The organism is Flavobacterium sp. J49 (assembly GCF_011742145.1).
Lineage (GTDB): Bacteria > Bacteroidota > Bacteroidia > Flavobacteriales > Flavobacteriaceae > Flavobacterium.
Map to the genome: position 1 here is coordinate 1 of NZ_JAAQQU010000097.1, position 18829 is coordinate 18829.

Here is an 18829-nt window from a genome sequence, read left to right on the forward strand (position 1 = left end):
TGGCAGTAGCCTGAGCGAACTCAGGAGTAGCCGGACAAGAGATGGTTGAAGGAGCAGGTAAAGCTGCAATAACCGGAGCAGTTGTATCAGTTACACTAATGGTTTGAGTAGCTGTAGAAGCATTTCCACAAGCATCAGTAGCCGTCCAAGTTCTGGTTACAGAATACGAACCGGCACAAGCACCATTAGTAGTATTGTCTACGAAAGTCAAAGTAACTTGACCACCACAAGCGTCAGTGGCAGTAGCCTGAGCAAATTCAGGAGTAGCCGGACAAGAAATGGTTGAAGGTGATGGTAAAGCTGCAATAACCGGAGCAGTTGTATCTTGAATAGTAATGGTTTGAACAGCAGTTCCAACATTATTACAAGAATCAGTTACTCTGAAAGTTCTTGTAACTACAGTTGGGCAAGAACCACTTTGAGTATCTTGATATGTTATACTTGAAATAGCCGAAGCATCAGTAAAAGAGCCACCGGCTTGATTGAATTCAGTTATAGTAATAGTGGCTTGAGTGCTGGAGAAAGTTAATAAACCGGCCGTTGCCAATGAACTTGTTCCACAACCTTGAATGGTAGTATTTGCCGGAGCATTTACCACAGGATTAATCGCATCTCCACCGCTAATGGTCACCGGTAATGTTTTTTGACACCCATTAGCATCAGTTACAGTTACGGTGTATGTTCCGGCAGCCAAACCACTTAAATCTTGGCTGTTTGATCCGTTTGACCATGAATAAGTGTAACCCGGTGTACCACCAGAAACACTTAAGTCGATTGAACCGGTATTTCCTCCTCCACAACTAACATTAACATGAGTTTCGCTCAACAGTAATTCTGTTGGGCTAACAATTGGCAAAGTATACGTATTGGTAAGGCCTTGTGAATCGGTTACTCTTAGTTTGGCTGTGTTATTTGATGTGGTGTAAATGTGAATCGGATTCTCTTGAGTTGAATCAGTTGTTCCGTTATTGTCAAAATCCCAAGCAAATGTATATGGTGCTATACCTCCGTTTGTAGTAGAATCAAAATAAACGGTAAGGTTATTTCCAACTCTACAAGCTTTGTAAGTAAATTGTACTGCCAAAGGTTTAGAGATCACAGTCATCCCAGGCATTTCACATTGAGCCGAATTATAGGTGCTGCAATTGTAAGAAGACAATTGAGTCGAACTTCCTCCGGTTCTCCAAACTACAAGAATTCTATCTAGGATAAGTTCTTGTCCGCAAGTCCAATTGAATGGTCCGTAAATTTGTCTTTGACCGGCGCCCGGTGCAATACTTCCTAAGTAAGCATTAATACCTGTAATGTTTCCATCAATGGATAAATCAGCAAATAGCCTACAGTTGTTAGGCGTATTGTTGGCATTAGAGGTGTAGTTTAGCATTACATACACTTGTTGGGTTACCCCAATAGTACAAGTTGTATTACTTAACGGCTGTCCGTTAACATTGGTCAGACTTAAGAAAACATTGTCTAACTCAAAATTATTGGAATCACAATTGAACACATCTAAGTAGTAGTTGGGTGAGTTACCACACAACCTCAAATCAGGGAAATTTGATGTGAATTGTGAATACGAATTACTAACGCACATGAAGAGAGTCAGTAATAAAAATGTAATTTTTGATTTCATACAATTAAATTTAGTAGAATAATTTATTGAAAAATTTGTATTTCGGGCTTGAAGTAAAAGTGTAGGCATATTGAGGAATATAATATTTGGGTTATACTATTGGGTGCTAAATTATATACAATGCACCAACAGACTCAATTTTCTCTACAAACAACTTGAAAACTCGATTAAATGACACTTTTCTTTCATTTTTTTCAATTAAGAATCGATGTTTTTTGCTTTTTCTGTTTAATTTTTGACATAAGATTTAGGGTTTTTGGGTTTAACTTTTATGGTTTATAATTTATTTAACAAATCGAAAGTAGAAGGTTTTTTTTAATCCACCAAAAAAAACATCGATAAAATGCATAAAATCATAGATAAAGTGTATTAATTAACATATTTAGAGAGTAAAAGACTACAATAATAATTAACATTAAATTGTTTATAATTAATTTTCAGAATTAACATTTATTTATAAAATGACTAAAATGCTATAAATATTTTTATACCCCTAAATCTTCGATAATGAGTGAATTAATTATTGTTTTTATGCTGATTTTAAAAATCACTCAAAATAAAAGTTTGCCATAACCATTAAAAACTTAAATTTATACATTCAAACATTTAGCAGCAGGCAATCATGAAACAATTAATATTGGTCAGACATGCAAAATCCAGTTGGGATGCGCCACTTCATGATTTTGAAAGGCCTTTAACCGGAAGAGGAATACAAGATGCCCATCTGGTTTCATCCCATGTAAGTGACCAAATGCCAAAAACGTTTTTAGTGTGGAGCAGTTCGGCGAAGAGAGCAGCAGAAACCGCTTTGATTTTTGCCCAAAACTTATCATTTCCCATAGAAAGCATTGTATTTAAAGATGATCTATACACTTTTGACGAAAGAAAATTGGAACAAATCATCAAATCATGTCCCAATGAATACAATCATTTAATTGTTTTTGGACATAACGAGGCCATTACAAATTTTGTCAATAAATTTGGAAATGTTATGATTGACAATGTGCCTACTTCTGGTTTTGTTGACATCCTGTTTGAGAGTTTGAATTGGAATGACATCCAAAGAGGTACAACCCAAAAAGTTATTTTCCCCAGCGATTTAAAATAATTATGAGTACAGAAACAAGTTTTCGTTATATAGATAGAGAAAAGAGTTGGCTGGCATTCAACGCCAGAGTGTTACAAGAAGCTGCTGACGAAGCCGTTCCTTTATTAGAAAGACTTAGATTTATAGGTATTTTTTCCAATAATTTAGACGAATTTTTCCGTGTCAGATTTGCTGCGGTTAGACGTTTAAGTTTATCCGGAGTTTCAGGCGAAAAGATATTGGGTGGTATTTCAGCCCAACAACTAGTTAAAGAAATTACCGAAATTGTTATCAAACAACAAGCCGAAAGTTTGCGCGTGCTGACCAATATTGAAAAAGAATTGGTCAAACAGAATATCATTATCATTGATGAAACCGAAGTTTCCGGTGAGCATGAGAATTTTGTCAAAGATTTTTTTATTCAAAAAGTGAGCCCCGAATTGGTTACTATCATCTTAAATGATTTAGCCGAATTCCCATTGTTAAAGGATACTTCCGGTTATTTGGCCATTAAATTGGTCATGAAAACCGAACAAAAAGCCAAAATGTTAGGTCTGGTAAAACCCAAACCTGAAATCAGATATGCCATCGTAGAAATTCCTAAGAATACCAACAGAATTGTGGAGCTTCCTCCAAAAGACGGCAAGCAGTATCTAATGCTGCTGGATGATGTCATTCGCTATAATTTGAGCAGCATCTTCAATATTTTTGACTACGAAAGTATCTCTGCCCACATGATTAAAATCACCCGTGACGCACAGCTGGATATTGATTCCGATATGAGTAAAAGTATGCTCGAAAAGATTGCCTCTTCTGTGAAAGACCGTAGAATCGGTGAGCCGGTACGTTTTGTATATGACCAATCCATTGAAAAAGATACACTGAATTTTTTCCTAAACAAACTTGAAATTGAAAAGTCTGATGGGATCATTCCCGGTGGAAGATACCACAATCGCCGAGACTATATGAATTTTCCAAACCTTGGTAGATTTGATTTGCTGTACCAACCCAAAGCTCCATTGCCGGTGGAAGGATTGTCATTGGAAGGAAGTATTTTAAACAGAATTGCCAAAAAAGACTACTTGGTTAACGCCCCGTTTCAGTCGTTTTCTTATTTGATTAAATTCCTGCGCGAAGCGGCTCTGGATCCGAAAGTAACTACCATAAAAATTACATTATACCGCTTGGCCAAGAACTCTCAAATCGTAAGTTCGCTTATCAATGCTGCCAAAAACGGAAAGAAAGTTACCGTCCAAATTGAACTTCAAGCACGCTTCGATGAAGCCAGTAATATTTCCTATGCCGAACAAATGCAACAAGAAGGCATCGAATTGATTTTTGGAATAAAAGGATTAAAAGTACACAGTAAAATTTGTGTAATTGATAGGGTAGAAGAAGGAAAAGTGAAACGCTACGGTTTTATTTCAACCGGAAATTTCAACGAGACGACTGCCAAGATTTACACCGATTTGACTTTGTTTACCAGTCACCAACAAATTCTGAAGGATGTTGCCAAAATCTTTGATTTCTTTGATGTCAATTATCGAATTCACCGTTACAAACACCTAATCGTTTCGCCACATTACACGCGTTCTAGGTTCTATAAATTGATTGACCGTGAAATCAATAATGCCATCGCTGGTCGACCGGCGTATATCAATTTAAAAATGAACAGTCTTTCAGATTACCCGATTATAGACAAACTATACGAAGCCAGTAATGCCGGTGTTAAAATCAAGTTGCAGGTTCGCGGCATTTGTTCGCTGATTCCCGGTGTCAAAGGCATGAGCGAAAACATTGAAGCCATTAGTATCGTAGATTATCTTTTGGAACACACTCGCTCCTATATTTTCTGTAATGACGATAACCCTGAGGTATTTATTTCTTCAGCCGATTTTATGACGAGAAATCTCGATGGTCGAGTAGAAGTAACTTGTCCGATTTATGACGAAGAAATCAAAAAACAGATTATTGATACCTTTAATGTAGGTTGGAAAGGCAATGTAAAAGCCCGATTCCATTCTGAGAAATTTGAAAACAAATATAGAAGTCGAAAAGAAGGCGAAGCCATTTTCCGCGCCCAATTTGAAACCTATAACTATTATCGTGACCGATTGGATTTTTGTGAAATCAAAACAACTAAAGCAAGTAATAAGTAGTATACCGAATGATATCCATTAAAAAATATGCAGCGATTGATATTGGTTCCAATGCCATGCGATTGCTCATTACCAACATTGTAGAACAAAAAGGCAAAGAAACCCAATTCAATAAAAGTGCCTTGATTCGGGTGCCGATTCGTCTCGGGCAAGATGCCTTTACCGTAGGCGAAATTTCAGAAGAAAACATCGACCGTATGGTGGATGCCATGAAAGCTTTTAAACTTTTGATGAAAGTCTACAAAGTAGAACGTTACAAAGCCTGCGCTACTTCGGCCATGCGTGAAGCCTATAATGGAAAGGAAGTCGCCAATACTATCCGTGAGAAATGTGACATCGATATTGATATCATCGACGGTAAAATTGAAGCTACCATTATCGCTTCTTCGGATTTACACAGTTTCCTAAAAACAGACCAAACGTATCTATATGTAGATGTTGGCGGCGGAAGTACCGAATTCTCCTTGTTCAGTGATGGCAAAATGGTCGCCTCGAAATCCTTTAAAATCGGAACCGTTCGTATGTTGAACAATATGGTAAGCGACATTGTTTGGGAAGAAATCGAAAAATGGATCAAAGCCAACACAGAAGAATACGAAAACGTCATCTTAATCGGTTCCGGCGGAAACATCAATAAGTTGTTCAAATTGTCGGGCAAAATGCAAGACAAACCATTGTCTTATTTATACCTGAATTCTCAGTACCAATATTTAAATTCGTTAACCTACGAACAAAGAATTGCCGAATTGGCTTTAAACACCGACCGTGCCGACGTAATTATTCCGGCCACTCGAGTGTATTTGAATGCGATGAAATGGAGTGGCGCACGTCAATTGTTTGTTCCAAAAATTGGTTTGGCTGACGGAATTGTTAAAGCAATGTACCAAGAAACGATTTAAACATCCAAATCAAACATCTTTTTCAAGAGTTCCAAATTTGGGTTGATTTCCACCAAACGATTGTATTTGTCTTGGTTGGTAAACGCTTTCTTTACTACTAAAGTTTCGTTTACTTTGACATTAATCTGTATGTCGTGGTTGTGCAATTTGCCACGCAAATAACCCAAAAGTTCAGGTCTTTCTTTTTCAAAATCTATTTTTGAACTTTCATTCGGCAATTCATGAATGATAGTGGTTCCGTCTAAAATAGGATCATTGATGGTTAAAAGGGAAGCCACAATGCGATAGCCTTTGTCTTCCATACGTTGTGCATATTTCAACCACTGTTCCAACATTTCCGTTTCAGTAAACGGTTCGCTAGGCAAATGCACCGTGTCTTTCACCACCGATTTTTGCGCTTCCGCCATTTCTTTCTTAGCGCGAATACTTGCGAGAGATAAAGCAGAAACTTTAGGCTGTCCTGAGACTGAGTTAGGGATGACAGGAGTTGTAGGTTGTAGATTTTGTGTTGTAGGTTCTACGTTCTCGGTTGTCGGTTGTCGGTTGTCGGTTGTCGGTTGAACTACAACTTCTTCCGTATGCTGTGTTGTGCTTTCTGCTTTCTCAATTATTTCAGTAGTCTCCACACTTCGTACTTCCAACTTCGTACTTTGTACTTCGGCTATAGAATAATCATTCCTGCGATAATACGTAGGTGGAATTATAAAGTCAGCTTTTTTTTTTCTCCATCAAAAGTGATAGAGCTTATTTGCATCAGTGTGAGTTCAACCAACAGGCGTTGGTTTTGGGAAGCTTTGTATTTTAAATCACAATCATTCGCCAAGTCAATTCCTTTCAAAAGAAATTCTTGTGATACTTTTTGGGCTTGTTGTCCGTAAAGTTGTTGTGCCGCTTCACCCATTTCCAATAAAGAAAGTGTCGCTGGATTTTTGGCTACCAATAAATCTCTGAAATGCGAAGCCAAGCCGGCAATAAAATGATGACCGTCAAAACCTTTCGACAAAATATCATTGTATGCCAATAAAACTTCCGGAATTTTATGCTCCAAAATCAAATCGGTCATGTTGATGTAAGTCTCGTAATCCAAAACGTTTAAGTTTTCCGTTACGGCTTGACGCGTCAAATTGTTTCCGCAAAATGAAACCACACGGTCAAAAATCGACAAAGCATCACGCATGGCACCATCGGCTTTTTGAGCAATAATGTGTAATGCGTCGTCTTCAAACTGTACGCCTTGACTTGCCGCTACTTCTGCTAAATGTTCTTTAGCATCTTTTACGGTTATGCGTTTGAAGTCAAATATCTGACAACGTGATAATATCGTCGGTATGATTTTGTGTTTTTCGGTCGTGGCCAAAATGAATATCGCATGCTTTGGCGGTTCTTCTAAGGTTTTCAAAAACGCATTGAACGCAGCCGAAGATAACATATGTACCTCGTCAATGATATACACTTTATACTGTCCGGTTTGTGGGGGGATTCTAACTTGGTCAATCAGATTTCGAATATCATCCACCGAATTGTTTGAAGCTGCATCCAACTCAAAAACATTAAAAGCAAAATCTTCAAACGGATCGTCGTAACCGGGTTGGTTAATCTTTCTGGCCAAAATACGCGCACAAGTAGTTTTTCCAACACCTCTTGGTCCGGTAAACAATAGGGCAGAAGCCAAGTGATTGTTTTCTATGGCATTGAGCAAAGTATTGGTAATAGCTTGTTGTCCAACAACGTCTTTAAACGTTTGCGGACGATACTTTCGGGCTGATACTACAAATTGTTCCATAGAAAAATAGTGTTCACAAATATAGATTAATAATTACGAATTCCAAATTGCGATTTATGATAAATGTATCTATTTTTAATTCGTAATTCTTAATTCGTAATTCTTACCTTTGCGCCGCAGACCGCCTTATCGTTCCGATTTATCGGGAAGGAAAGTCCGGACACCACAGAGTAGCATAGCGGGTAACGCCCGTCCGTCGAGAGATGAGGACAAGTGCAACAGAAAGTATGTACAGGTAAGGCTGTAGTGAAACCAGGTAAACTCTATGCGGTGAAATTCCAAGTATATCGGCATTTAAGGGCTACTCGTCCGTTGTCGAAGGGTAGGAAGCTAGAACCAATGAGCAATTGTTGGTCGAGATAAATGATAAGGATCCCGGTTTATCGGGATACAGAATCCGGCTTACAGGTCTGCTTTTTTTCTTTCAAATTCCTTTTTTTTATTCTTAACTTTGTTTAGATGTCATCAAAATTGATTCTCTAAATTCAAACTTATGAATGCTCATGTTGTAAAAGTACTCGAAGCCAAATTTATCACCCATGATGTCAAAAAGTTTGTAGTAGAAAAACCCGAAGGATATCAATTCATTCCCGGACAAGCTACAGACATATCCATAAATCTTCCGGAATGGAAAGACCAATTGCGACCTTTTACGTTTACCAACCTAAGGGAATCAAAATACCTTGAGTTTATGATTAAAATCTACAACGAACAAAATGGCGTTACCAAAGAGTTAGGTCGAACCAATGCGGGGGATGAATTGATTTTGCATGATGTATTCGGTGCCATTCAATACAAAGGGCCGGGTGTTTTTATTGCGGCGGGTTCAGGAATAACGCCTTTTATTTCTATATTTAGGGAATTGTACCGACACAATTTAATCAACGGTAACCGACTCATTTATGTCAACAAAACTTCCGAGGATATTATTATGGGACAGGAATTGTACAAAATGTTGAAGAAAAATTTCATCAATGTTTTGACTAGGGAAAATACCATTGGTTTTATCGGAAAGCGAATAGATCGCAAATTTCTGATTGAGAATATAGTCGATTTCAGTCAGCACTTTTATGTTTGTGGTCCGGATGATTTTGTACGCGACATCAACAAACATTTGATTGATTTGGGAGCTGATGTTTCTTCTCTGGTTTTTGAGAAGTAATATTAGCTTTCGTCCTCGTCTTCAATAGCCTCTGATTCTTCATCATCGCCTTCAAATTCAAAGAAAGTGAACACCGAACCACCATAGTTTTTTTGGAACGAATAATTGGCCATATGGTCTAACTTGGTGTATTTCGAATGTTCAACAACCAGCATGCCTTCTTCATCCAACAATTCGTTTTCAAAAATCATTTCGATAATTTTCTCAAATTCCTTTTGTGCCATGCCGTAAGGAGGATCGGCAAAGATAATGTCGTAATTGCCATGGTGTTTTTCTAAGAATTTAAAAACATCGCTTTTGATAGCCGTGATGTCAAAGTCAAACTCTTTCGCAGTTTTTTTGATGAAATTCACACAACCCATGTCGCCATCAACGCATAATATAGGGGAACAACCGCGCGAAGCAAACTCATAACTGATGCTTCCTGTGCCGGCAAAAAGTTCCAATACCTTGAGTTCGGAAAAGTTGAAATGATTGTTCAGCACGTTAAACAGCGCTTCCTTGCTCATGTCAGTCGTCGGACGGACCGGTAGGTTTTTGGGTGGTGCTATTCTTCGGCCTTTGTATTTGCCCGAGATGATTCTCATGAGTGTAGTAGTATAAAGTGTTCGCGGTTTTCGGCTTCAGTGAATTGATTTTGCATCTCACTCACGTCAAACAAAAAAACGTGGCGCACATATTTATAAGCGATATCGTATAGTGCATCGCCTTCGGTAATTTTGCCTAACAATTCTAATTTAAAATGTTCCGGATTCAAATGCAGTTGTTCCGCAGTGAATAGAATAAAATAGATAAAATCTTCAGGGGTTTTATAATCAAACGTATTAAAGAGTTGAAGTTTTTGATTTTGCACAATTACGATTTCAAAATGACTGTCGCTTACATGAACAAACATCTTGCGCTCTTCATTGTTTTTTGAAACTTCCAGCAACTTTTGGACCAAAATACTATTGGCATGTTTGTAATCAAAAGTGCCGAATTGATCAATAAAATAATTGTTCATATTCACATACGGAATATATACATTATTCATTTCGTAGTTGGTCAATTCGTCAAAAGCAAAAAAATCGGTTTCAAAAACTTTGGTGTTGAATTGCAAATAGCTTCCTAAATATTCTTCGTCAAACAAAGCCGTTGGAACAAACGTCGACAAATTATTACTGTGTATAATCACTATATCATCATAACCGGCTTTGAGTTCGGGATTCATTTGAAAGGCTTCACCAAATAAATCTTCGATTTTAGAAGTCACATTGACTTTACCCATCGAAATGGTTTTCAATGCCAAAGGCTTATTCTGAATAGTATCAAACGTCACAAATGACAAACCATTCAGGGAAACCTGAATAGCCAGTTTTCGATAAGTTTTATCTGTAACGCTGGTGTTTTGCCACATAATCTTTCGGTTGAAACGAACTTGGCAAACTTACAAATTTATACTGAACTTGTTTCAGTATCTGTAACATTTTACAACCAGCAGTCTATTTTCTTTTCTTTATATTCTTTGCTCTAAATCACTATATTTGACCTTCAAATTTGACTCCCAATTATTTATGACTTCCAGCCAGTTTTACAGTCTTTTACGCCAACAGTTTCCGTTTCAGCCGACTGTAAAACAGGATATTTTTTTTCAACAGATTTCCGTTTTTTTGACGAATACCAATGCAGCAGAAATCTTTGTTCTTAAAGGTTACGCCGGAACCGGAAAAACCACGGTGATTTCAACCATCGTCAATAATTTGGCAGAAGTCAATAAAAAATATGTATTGTTAGCACCAACCGGTCGCGCAGCGAAAGTCATTGCCAATTATTCGAACAAACCGGCGTTTACGATTCACAAAAAAATCTATTTTCCGAAGAAAGCAAGTGGCGGCGGTGTATCTTTTACAATGCAAACCAACAAACACAAGAATACCATTTTCATAGTCGATGAATCTTCGATGATTTCCGATGTGAATACCGAAGCAAAGTTGTATGAGAATGGTTCGTTACTTGATGATTTGATGTCTTACGTTTACAACGGAAACAATTGCAAATTAATTCTTTTGGGCGATACGGCTCAGTTGCCACCGGTACAATTGGAGGTGAGTCCGGCACTTGATACCAATGCCTTATCAATGCATTACAATAAAGAAGTGTTTTCGATTGAACTCGACGAAGTGATGCGTCAGGAAGAAAAATCGGGGATTTTATTTAATGCAACCGAACTGAGAGAAATTTTGAAAAGCAGTTTTGTCGATACGTTTCAGTTTAACTTAAAGGGTTTCAAAGACATCGTTCGTTTGACCGATGGTTTTGACATACAAGATGCGATTCAAAGTGCTTACAGCAATTACAGCATTGAAGACACTTGTTTTATAGTTCGTTCCAATAAAAGAGCGAACCAGTACAATCAGCAGATTCGAACCCGAATTCTTGATAAAGAAAGCGAACTTTCTGTTGGCGATTATTTGATGGTCTTAAAGAACAATTATTTTTGGCTCAAAGAAACAGATGAAGCCGGATTTATTGCCAATGGTGATATTGTAGAAGTTTTAGAGATTTTCAGCTTGAAAGAACTTTACGGATTCAAGTTTGCCAAAGTCAAAATCAGAATGGTCGATTATCCGAATCAGAAACCATTGGAAACCATCGTTTTATTGGATACCATCACTAGTGAATCGCCCTCATTGACTTATGAAGAAAGTAATCGCTTGTACCAAGAAGTTATGAAAGATTACGAAGGCGAAGCCCAATACCGCAAGTTCTTGAAAGTTAAAAACAACGAATATTTCAATGCACTTCAGGTTAAATTCTCGTATGCCATTACTTGCCACAAATCCCAGGGCGGACAATGGAATACGGTTTTTATCGAACAACCTTATTTGCCCAACGGCATTGATGTGGATTATGTACGATGGTTATACACTGCCGTTACACGTGCAAAAGACAAGTTGTATTTGATAGGATTTAAGGAGGAAAGTTTTGTGGAATAGTGGCTGAGCCACTGAATGCCTGAGTAAAATTAAAATTGTATAAGCTCCAAAAAAAAATCTAAAATATCTTATAACCTCAGTATCTTTAAAAAATGAAAAATACTCTAAAAATTATCCTATTTCTCTCTTTATCTGCAATCTTAGAAAGCTGCAGCAGTAGTGATGATATTGTCGATAACAATCCGGACCCAACACCAACCACTTTTATAGTGCCGGCTACTGAGAACATAGTGATGTATGAAATCAATCCGTCTGCATTTAGTCCGAACCAGAATATCCAGGGAATTATCAATCGTTTAGACAATATTAAAGATTTAGGCATTAATACCATTTGGATCATGCCTATTTATCCCGTTGGTGAAGTTAATTCGTTTGGTTCTCCATATTGTGTAAAGAATTTCACCAGTGTAAGAACAAGTTTGGGAACTATGGACAATTTCAAATTGTTAGTAGACAAAGCACACGAAAAAGGTATAGCGGTGATTTTAGATTGGGTAGCGAATCATACTGCTTGGGACAATCCATGGATTTATGACCATCCGGAATGGTATACTCAAAATAGCAGCGGACAAATCGTTAGTCCGGCCGGAACCAATTGGAATGATGTGGCCGATTTGAATTTTAATAATGCCGAAATGCGTTTGGCCATGATAGCCGCTATGAAGTTTTGGGTAGAAGAAACTGATATCGATGGTTTTCGTTGTGATGCCGCCGATTATGTGCCTTATGATTTTTGGTTACAAGCCAATACTGCACTGAATGCCATTCCCAACAAAGACTTAATTTTATTGGCCGAAGGCGCAAGATCGGATCACTTTGCGGCCGGTTTCCAAATCAATTTTGCATGGGATTTTATGGGCAATATTAAAAATGTGTTCAATTTCAATCAATCAAATGTCAACACACTTTTTACCACCAATACGAATGAATACAATGTAGTACCATCAGGCAAAAAGAAATTGCGCTTTACTACCAATCACGACGAATCCAATCAGGCTACACCGATTACTGTTTATAATGGAAAATATGGTGCATTGGCAGCATCAGTGATTACTATTTTTATGCAAGGCGTACCAATGTTGTATTGTGGTCAGGAAGTAGGTGTTGCACTGTCTTCTAATTATGCCGGAACCGCATCAATTAATTGGAGTTCTAATAGTGATATGCTTTTAGCTTACCAAAAAATGCTGGCTTTCTATAACGCATCCACTACCGCAAGAACCGGAACGTTGACAAATTTGAGTTCGGCAGATGTGGCCGCTTTTCAAAAAAGTGGAAATGAAGCGGTTTTGGTAGTCGTGAATGTCCGATCAACTTCGAAAACGTATACCGTGCCAACAACTCAACAAGGTATTTGGACGAACGCATTAACAAATGAAACCATCACACTTTCAAATAATATTTCATTATCACCTTACCAATATTTGATTTTAAAAAGATAAACTTAGTAACTTAGCCACTCAGTAACTTAGCCACTCAGCAACTCAAAATGAAAATCATCGCCGTAATACCAGCCCGTTATGCTTCCACACGTTTTCCAGCCAAACTCATGCAGGATTTAGGCGGAAAAACCGTTATTCTTCGCACTTATGAAGCGGCAGTCAATACCGGTTTGTTTCAGGATGTTTTTGTCGTGACCGATTCGATTCTAATTTATGACGAGATCATCAACAATGGCGGCAAAGCCATTATGAGTGTCAAAGAACATGAAAGTGGCAGCGACCGTATTGCTGAAGCGGTAGAGAATTTAGACGTTGATATAGTCGTAAATGTACAAGGCGACGAACCTTTTATCAACGCAGCGCCTTTGGCGAAAGTCATCGAAGTATTTTTGAATGATTTTGAGCAAAAAGTGGATTTGGCTTCGCTAATGTTTGAAATCACTGACCAAGACGAAATTAACAATCCTAACAATGTAAAAGTTGTGACTGACCAAAATGGTTTTGCTTTGTATTTTTCGCGTTCTGTGATTCCTTATCCGAGAGAAGTGAATGTTGGCGTTCGTTATATGAAGCACATCGGGATTTATGCTTTCCGAAAAGAAGCCTTGTTGGCCTTCTATCATTTGCCAATGAAATCTTTGGAAGCTTCTGAGAAATTGGAACAATTGCGCTATTTAGAATTTGGCAAACGAATCAAAATGGTAGAAACCACACACGTTGGAATCGGAATTGATACACCTGAAGATTTAGAAAAAGCCAGAAAATTACTTTAATTGTCTTCGTTCTCGTTACTAAAATACCCTTTTGATTTGACTTTAGTTGAAAAGAAATTCAAGAACAGTATCACAAATGATAGGAAAAACATGGCTTGTACAGAAGCTAAAAATTTTCCAAAAGTAGTCACCGGATAGTAATCGCCATAACCAATAGTATTGGAAGTCATTAGGCTGAAATAAACCGCATCTGACCAATGTTCAAAAGGAATATTGGTATTGTTTCCCAAAGTATAAAACACACCAAAAGCAATCACCACTTCCAGGTAATTGAAAAACAACATCAGCATCGAACGCTTGTAAGATCTTGGACTTACGAATAAATCTGATGCAAATATCAAAGTTGGAATATAAAGGATGGTTTCTAAAATGAGATAGACCAAAATTGGAATCAAGTAGGGTTGGTTTTGCCAATCATTTACCAAAATCAGTAACGGGAATAATGCCTTGAGCAATATGTAAATATCCATTGCCAAATCTTTGTAGGCATAACCAATTTTGCTAGCCAAAGTTTTTACATAAATACCGGGAAATAACAATTGAGAGATTGAAAGAAACAAGCGAAATATTTTTTCTATTCCGTTATCGTCTTGATGGTCGTTGTTCCAAATCGATTTGATATTGAGTATTCTTCTTTCAATCGGACTGTATTTGGACTTGTAATTTTCGGATACTTTTCCGATTAATAATTTTTTTAAAAATCCCATTATTTTAGTTTTTTGATAGTGAACAGTTCGTTATGTGTTTCGACTTTGGGATACATTCTAAGTGAATAATTGCCTCCGAATTTGTTTTTATAAACTAAATTTCGCTCTTCGTCCTTTTTATCTATCACCATCGTATTAAATAAAATAAACCCATTGGTGTTGAGTAAATTATTGATTCGGTTGATAAAAAAATCTTCAAATAAAAAATTAGGCATCGTTGTGTCTTGGAAGATATCAATGATGATTAAATCGTATTGGGCTTTCGTTTTTAAGACAAATTCAAAAGCATCGTCAATCATGATTTCCACATTGGAAATTTCATTCAGTTTGAAATATTTATTGGCAATGTCAACAATATTTGGGTCAATTTCAACGCCGGTAATTTTGCCTTTAAATTTGATTTCATCGGTTAAAGTCCTGATTACGCTTCCACCGGCAACGCCAAGAACCAGTATGCTTTCAAACTTTTTAATGCGATCGTAGCCTATGTATTTCAATCCTTTGCGCAAAATGCGTTGCAAGCTGCCAAAGGAATAGTTGGTGTTTTTGCTGTCGAGAACCAATTGCCCGTTGTTCCAAGTTACTTCAAGTGTTTTGCTTACAGCAGAATTTTTCGTGTAAATGTTAATTGGAACAAAATAGCTGAACAGTCTTCGAAGCATTGATAAATATTTTTCTCAAAAATAAGAGATTAATGTTAAATTTACGAAAAATAAAGGCCATGAAAAAGCAACTTTACCAATTTATTTTTTTTCGATTGATGGGTTGGAAAATTACCGGAAGCATAGATGCCAATGTCAAGAAATGTGTTATGATGGTCATGCCGCATACGTGTAATTTTGACTTCTTTATCGGTTTGTTCAGCCGAGGTATTATTGGTCTCGAAATGAATTTTGTGGGCAAGAAAGAGTTATTTACTTTTCCTTTCGGTTATTATTTCAGAAGTATTGGTGGCGCGCCGTTAGACCGAAGTGGCGGAAAAAACAACGTTGATGCTACGGTTGAAGTCTTCAATTCCAGAGCAGTTTTCCGAATGGCAATTGCACCCGAAGGAACACGAAAAAAAGTAACCCAACTCAGAACGGGATTCTATTACATAGCCTACAAAGCCAATGTTCCTATAATTCCAATCGCTTTTGATTACTCCAAAAAAGAAGTCAGAATCGGACAGCCGGTATCACTTTCTGGAAATTATGAAGAAGATATGAAATTAATTTTACCCCATTTTAAAGGCGCTCAGGGTAAATTTCCCGAAAGACAATTCCAAATTTAAAACCAAACTATTTTTTTTCTCGTACGTAGTTTAAGTCAATAATCAACAAAAAAACTATTTACAATGAAAAAAACAATTTTTACCCTAGCCTTATTGTCTGCTGTGATGGTGTCATGTTCAGACGATGCAAACAATGCAATGAAACAAGAACGTTCAGCAAACAAAGAATTCACTCTTTTTACTACCAGTAACACAACCGGAAAAGTTTCTATTACTGATTTAAACGAATCCATGCCTGCAACCTACAGCTTTTCAGTAGCTTCTGTTGATGCTGATGGGGTTTACTATTTTGATGGTAGTGATGAGCTTATTTTGGCTTCCCGAAGCAACAATAGAGTAGAATCTTATGGTGCGGTTTATGATGCTGTGGCTGCTAATGCGGTTACTTTACCCTTAAGTTACAACAGCACATCTGATTTTACCAACGCCAGAGAAATTGCAGTTTCCGGGGATAAAGTAGTGGTGACGCAAGACCAAAGCGCTGCCAATAACAATACTAATAAGTTAATCGTTTACCAAAAAACAGCTAGCGGTTTTACATTACTAAACAGTTACACGGTAAATTTCAAAACATGGGGAATTCATTTAGAAGGGAACACTTTGTACGCAGTCGCCGATTTAACCGGAGATTTGTTGTCGTTTGATAATTTCTTTGCCAATGCCGACGGTGCTATTTTACCGACCAAAACTGTAACCATTGAAGGTTTGGTAAGAACACACGGAATTACTTATTCTAAAAGAAGCAACACCATGGTGCTGACAGACGTTGGTTTAGCCACTTCAGATTCAGATGGTGGTGTGATTGTGCTGAAAGGATTTACCGAACTATTTGCAGCTACGCCAAACATGGGAACGATTTCGATGAAGAAACAAATCAGAATTTACGGTTCGGCTACTTCTTTAGGAAATCCGGTAGATGTGGCTTATGATAATTTTACCAAAACCATTTTCGTGGCCGAAAGATTAAACGGAGGCGGTAAAGTGCTGACTTTTGATTTGCCTAATTCAAATGTAAATGCTGTACCGACAAGCTCTCGAGCTGAACCGGGCGTAAGCAGCGTTTATCTTTTCAGAGAATAATTAGTAATTTGCTTATATAATTTGGTTAGAAAACCTTTGGTACTCAAGTATCGAAGGTTTTTTTATGGGGTTGAATTTGGAGTTTTCTTTTTGCCTAAATTTGACCCATGAATTATTTACTCCTACAACAGCAATACAAAGCCGAAAGTCTTTTCGGAAGATATATTACATTAAAACATATTGAACCGCTACTAGCAAAACATCCAACGACTATTGTTGGACATTCTGTTTTGGGAAAACCTATTTACCAACTTGTATTAGGTTCCGGTAAAACTAAAATCTTTATGTGGTCGCAAATGCACGGCAATGAAGGCACGACAACCAAAGCTTTATTCGATTTAATCAATTTTCTTCATTCCGATACTAAAGAAAGTGAAGTCCTTTTAAATGCTTTTACTTTTTGTTTGTTGCCCATGCTAAATCCTGATGGGGCTGAATTATACACCCGCGAAAACGCCAATCTAGTCGATTTAAACCGCGATGCTCAGAATTTAACCCAACCGGAAAGTAAAGTCTTGCGACAAGTTTTTGAAGCATTTCAACCTGATTACTGCTACAATCTTCACGACCAGCGAACCATTTTTGGCGTAGCGGATTCGGGCAATCCTGCGACAGTTTCTTTTTTGGCTCCGGCTTATAATGAGAACAGAGACATTAATGATGTCCGCACTAAAGCCATGAGTGTTATCGCGACCATGAATGATGTTTTACAGCAATTGATTCCCAATCAGGTTGGTCGTTTTGACGATTCTTTTAACATTAATTGTGTGGGTGATACGTTTCAGTTTTTAGAAGTACCGACAATTTTATTTGAAGCCGGACATTTTCCGGGAGATTATGAGCGAGAAGAAACGCGAAAATACATTTTTACAGCCTTATTGTCTGGAATTCAATATTTACACGAAAACGATGTAGTTGACAATAAAAACGATGATTATTTAAAAATTCCGCAAAATAAAGTCGTTTTTTATGATTTTGTTTATAAAAATGTTAAAATAAATTATGATGGTAAAGAAAAAATTATCAATTTTGCAGCACAATACAAAGAAGTTCTGAATAAAGAGAAAGTCACTTTTGAGGCAAGAATTGCTCAAATAGATCATTTGGAAAGTTATTTTGGTCATCAAGTAATTGATGCGCAAGGCGAAATATACCTTGATAATTTGACTAATTTTCCGAATATTGAACAAAAAGCTGATTTTTATTTAGGAAAGAATATAAAAATCGTTAATGGTTTGATAAAAAACTAGCATTTAACTTTTTTTATTAAAAAAAATGTATTTTTTTTGTCGTAGATTTTTAAATAAACAAAATAGATAGTTTTATGAGTAAGTTTCGCTTAGATGAAGTAGACCACCAAATCTTGGATATGTTGATTGACAACACCAGAATTCCATTTACGGATATCGCCAAAAAATTGTTGATTTCTGCCGGAACCGTTCACGTTAGAGTGAAAAAAATGGAAGATTCAGGAATCATTATGGGTTCTTCATTGTCTTTGGATTATGAAAAATTAGGGTATTCTTTCATCGCTTATGTTGGAGTATTCCTGAACAACACCTCGCAAACTAAATTCGTTTTAGAAAGAATCAACGAAATACCTTATGTAACCGTTGCTCACGTAACTACCGGTAAATTCAACATCTTCTGTAAAATCAGAGCCAAGGACACCAAACATGCTAAGGATGTAATTTTTATGATTGATGATATCGAAGGGGTTTACAGAACTGAAACCATGATTTCACTAGAAGAAAGTATCAATGACAAAAAACGTTTGATGCATACCATCTTCCAAGAATTAGACTAGTCAAATTCAAAAATATATTTAAGACCTCAAGTGAAAGCTTGGGGTTTTT

17 protein-coding genes, 1 other RNA gene and 1 pseudogene are annotated in these 18829 nt (G+C 37.1%); 12 read left to right on the forward strand and 7 right to left on the reverse strand.

The features are described 5' to 3' along the window. Window positions 1–1633 (reverse strand): annotated as a pseudogene (locus HA632_RS02960) (hypothetical protein); the annotation flags it as partial. A 622-nt stretch (window positions 1634–2255) separates the two neighbouring features. On the opposite strand from HA632_RS02960, the gene HA632_RS02965 reads away from it, so the two are divergent. The 3 genes from HA632_RS02965 to HA632_RS02975 are packed head-to-tail and all read left to right on the forward strand — an operon-like array spanning window position 2256 to window position 5778. Next, a complete protein-coding gene (locus HA632_RS02965; protein WP_176305734.1) occupies window positions 2256–2741 on the forward strand; it encodes a histidine phosphatase family protein in 486 nt (161 codons plus the stop codon). A 2-nt stretch (window positions 2742–2743) separates the two neighbouring features. Continuing rightward, window positions 2744–4879 (forward strand): polyphosphate kinase 1, encoded by a 2136-nt coding sequence (ppk1, locus tag HA632_RS02970; RefSeq protein WP_176305735.1) that lies wholly within the window; start codon window positions 2744–2746, stop codon window positions 4877–4879. An 8-nt stretch (window positions 4880–4887) separates the two neighbouring features. Further along, complete coding sequence (locus tag HA632_RS02975) at window positions 4888–5778, forward strand: ethanolamine ammonia-lyase reactivating factor EutA (protein WP_176305736.1); 891 nt, start codon at window positions 4888–4890, stop codon at window positions 5776–5778. On the opposite strand, the gene HA632_RS13965 is transcribed toward HA632_RS02975, so the two are convergent. Further along, complete coding sequence (locus HA632_RS13965; protein ID WP_228778748.1) at window positions 5775–6419, reverse strand: DNA polymerase III subunit gamma/tau; 645 nt, start codon at window positions 6417–6419, stop codon at window positions 5775–5777. The genes HA632_RS02975 and HA632_RS13965 overlap by 4 nt on opposite strands. A 59-nt stretch (window positions 6420–6478) precedes the next feature. Beyond that, window positions 6479–7561 carry a DNA polymerase III subunit gamma/tau gene (dnaX, locus tag HA632_RS02985; protein ID WP_176305737.1) on the reverse strand — a complete coding sequence of 361 codons (1083 nt, stop codon included), beginning with the start codon at window positions 7559–7561 and terminating at the stop codon, window positions 6479–6481. Between the two features lie 113 nt (window positions 7562–7674). Between dnaX and rnpB the strand changes: the two genes are divergently transcribed. Next, window positions 7675–7982, forward strand: an RNA gene (gene rnpB / locus HA632_RS02990) — RNase P RNA component class A. A 72-nt stretch (window positions 7983–8054) separates the two neighbouring features. Beyond that, window positions 8055–8723 carry an FAD-binding oxidoreductase gene (locus tag HA632_RS02995; RefSeq protein WP_176305738.1) on the forward strand — a complete coding sequence of 223 codons (669 nt, stop codon included), beginning with the start codon at window positions 8055–8057 and terminating at the stop codon, window positions 8721–8723. Window positions 8724–8725: 2 nt separating this feature from the next. On the opposite strand, the gene rsmD is transcribed toward HA632_RS02995, so the two are convergent. Then, complete coding sequence (rsmD, locus tag HA632_RS03000) at window positions 8726–9310, reverse strand: 16S rRNA (guanine(966)-N(2))-methyltransferase RsmD (RefSeq protein ID WP_176305739.1); 585 nt, start codon at window positions 9308–9310, stop codon at window positions 8726–8728. Next, window positions 9307–10119, reverse strand: coding sequence for a DUF3822 family protein (locus HA632_RS03005; protein WP_217902820.1), 813 nt, complete (start codon window positions 10117–10119; stop codon window positions 9307–9309). The genes rsmD and HA632_RS03005 overlap by 4 nt, the downstream gene beginning before the upstream one ends. 157 nt (window positions 10120–10276) lie before the next feature. On the opposite strand from HA632_RS03005, the gene HA632_RS03010 reads away from it, so the two are divergent. From HA632_RS03010 to kdsB, 3 genes are all read left to right on the forward strand, one after another. After that, window positions 10277–11698: an ATP-dependent RecD-like DNA helicase gene (locus HA632_RS03010; RefSeq protein WP_176305758.1), complete on the forward strand. Its 1422-nt coding sequence runs from the start codon at window positions 10277–10279 to the stop codon at window positions 11696–11698. 92 nt (window positions 11699–11790) lie between these two features. Continuing rightward, window positions 11791–13140 (forward strand): alpha-amylase family glycosyl hydrolase, encoded by a 1350-nt coding sequence (locus tag HA632_RS03015; RefSeq protein WP_176305740.1) that lies wholly within the window; start codon window positions 11791–11793, stop codon window positions 13138–13140. Between the two features lie 47 nt (window positions 13141–13187). Next, complete coding sequence (kdsB, locus tag HA632_RS03020) at window positions 13188–13913, forward strand: 3-deoxy-manno-octulosonate cytidylyltransferase (protein WP_176305741.1); 726 nt, start codon at window positions 13188–13190, stop codon at window positions 13911–13913. Here the strand turns inward: kdsB and HA632_RS03025 are convergent. Together HA632_RS03025 and HA632_RS03030 are read right to left on the reverse strand one after the other, a co-directional pair. Then, a complete protein-coding gene (locus HA632_RS03025; protein ID WP_176305742.1) occupies window positions 13910–14620 on the reverse strand; it encodes a potassium channel family protein in 711 nt (236 codons plus the stop codon). The two genes, kdsB and HA632_RS03025, sit on opposite strands and share 4 nt — an antisense overlap. Continuing rightward, window positions 14620–15282, reverse strand: coding sequence for a spermidine synthase (locus HA632_RS03030; RefSeq protein ID WP_176305743.1), 663 nt, complete (start codon window positions 15280–15282; stop codon window positions 14620–14622). Before HA632_RS03030 ends, HA632_RS03025 begins: the two co-directional genes overlap by 1 nt. A 59-nt stretch (window positions 15283–15341) precedes the next feature. On the opposite strand from HA632_RS03030, the gene HA632_RS03035 reads away from it, so the two are divergent. The 4 genes from HA632_RS03035 to HA632_RS03050 all read left to right on the forward strand — a co-directional run bounded on the left by HA632_RS03035 (window position 15342) and on the right by HA632_RS03050 (window position 18780). Next, complete coding sequence (locus HA632_RS03035; RefSeq protein ID WP_176305744.1) at window positions 15342–15893, forward strand: 1-acyl-sn-glycerol-3-phosphate acyltransferase; 552 nt, start codon at window positions 15342–15344, stop codon at window positions 15891–15893. Window positions 15894–15956: 63 nt separating this feature from the next. Beyond that, window positions 15957–16973 carry a hypothetical protein gene (locus HA632_RS03040; RefSeq protein ID WP_176305745.1) on the forward strand — a complete coding sequence of 339 codons (1017 nt, stop codon included), beginning with the start codon at window positions 15957–15959 and terminating at the stop codon, window positions 16971–16973. Between the two features lie 107 nt (window positions 16974–17080). After that, the gene (locus HA632_RS03045; protein ID WP_176305746.1) at window positions 17081–18223 is read left to right on the forward strand and encodes a M14 metallopeptidase family protein; all 1143 of its coding nucleotides are present in this window, start codon (window positions 17081–17083) and stop codon (window positions 18221–18223) included. A 74-nt stretch (window positions 18224–18297) separates the two neighbouring features. After that, complete coding sequence (locus HA632_RS03050) at window positions 18298–18780, forward strand: Lrp/AsnC family transcriptional regulator (RefSeq protein ID WP_121313528.1); 483 nt, start codon at window positions 18298–18300, stop codon at window positions 18778–18780. Window positions 18781–18829 lie beyond the last annotated feature (49 nt).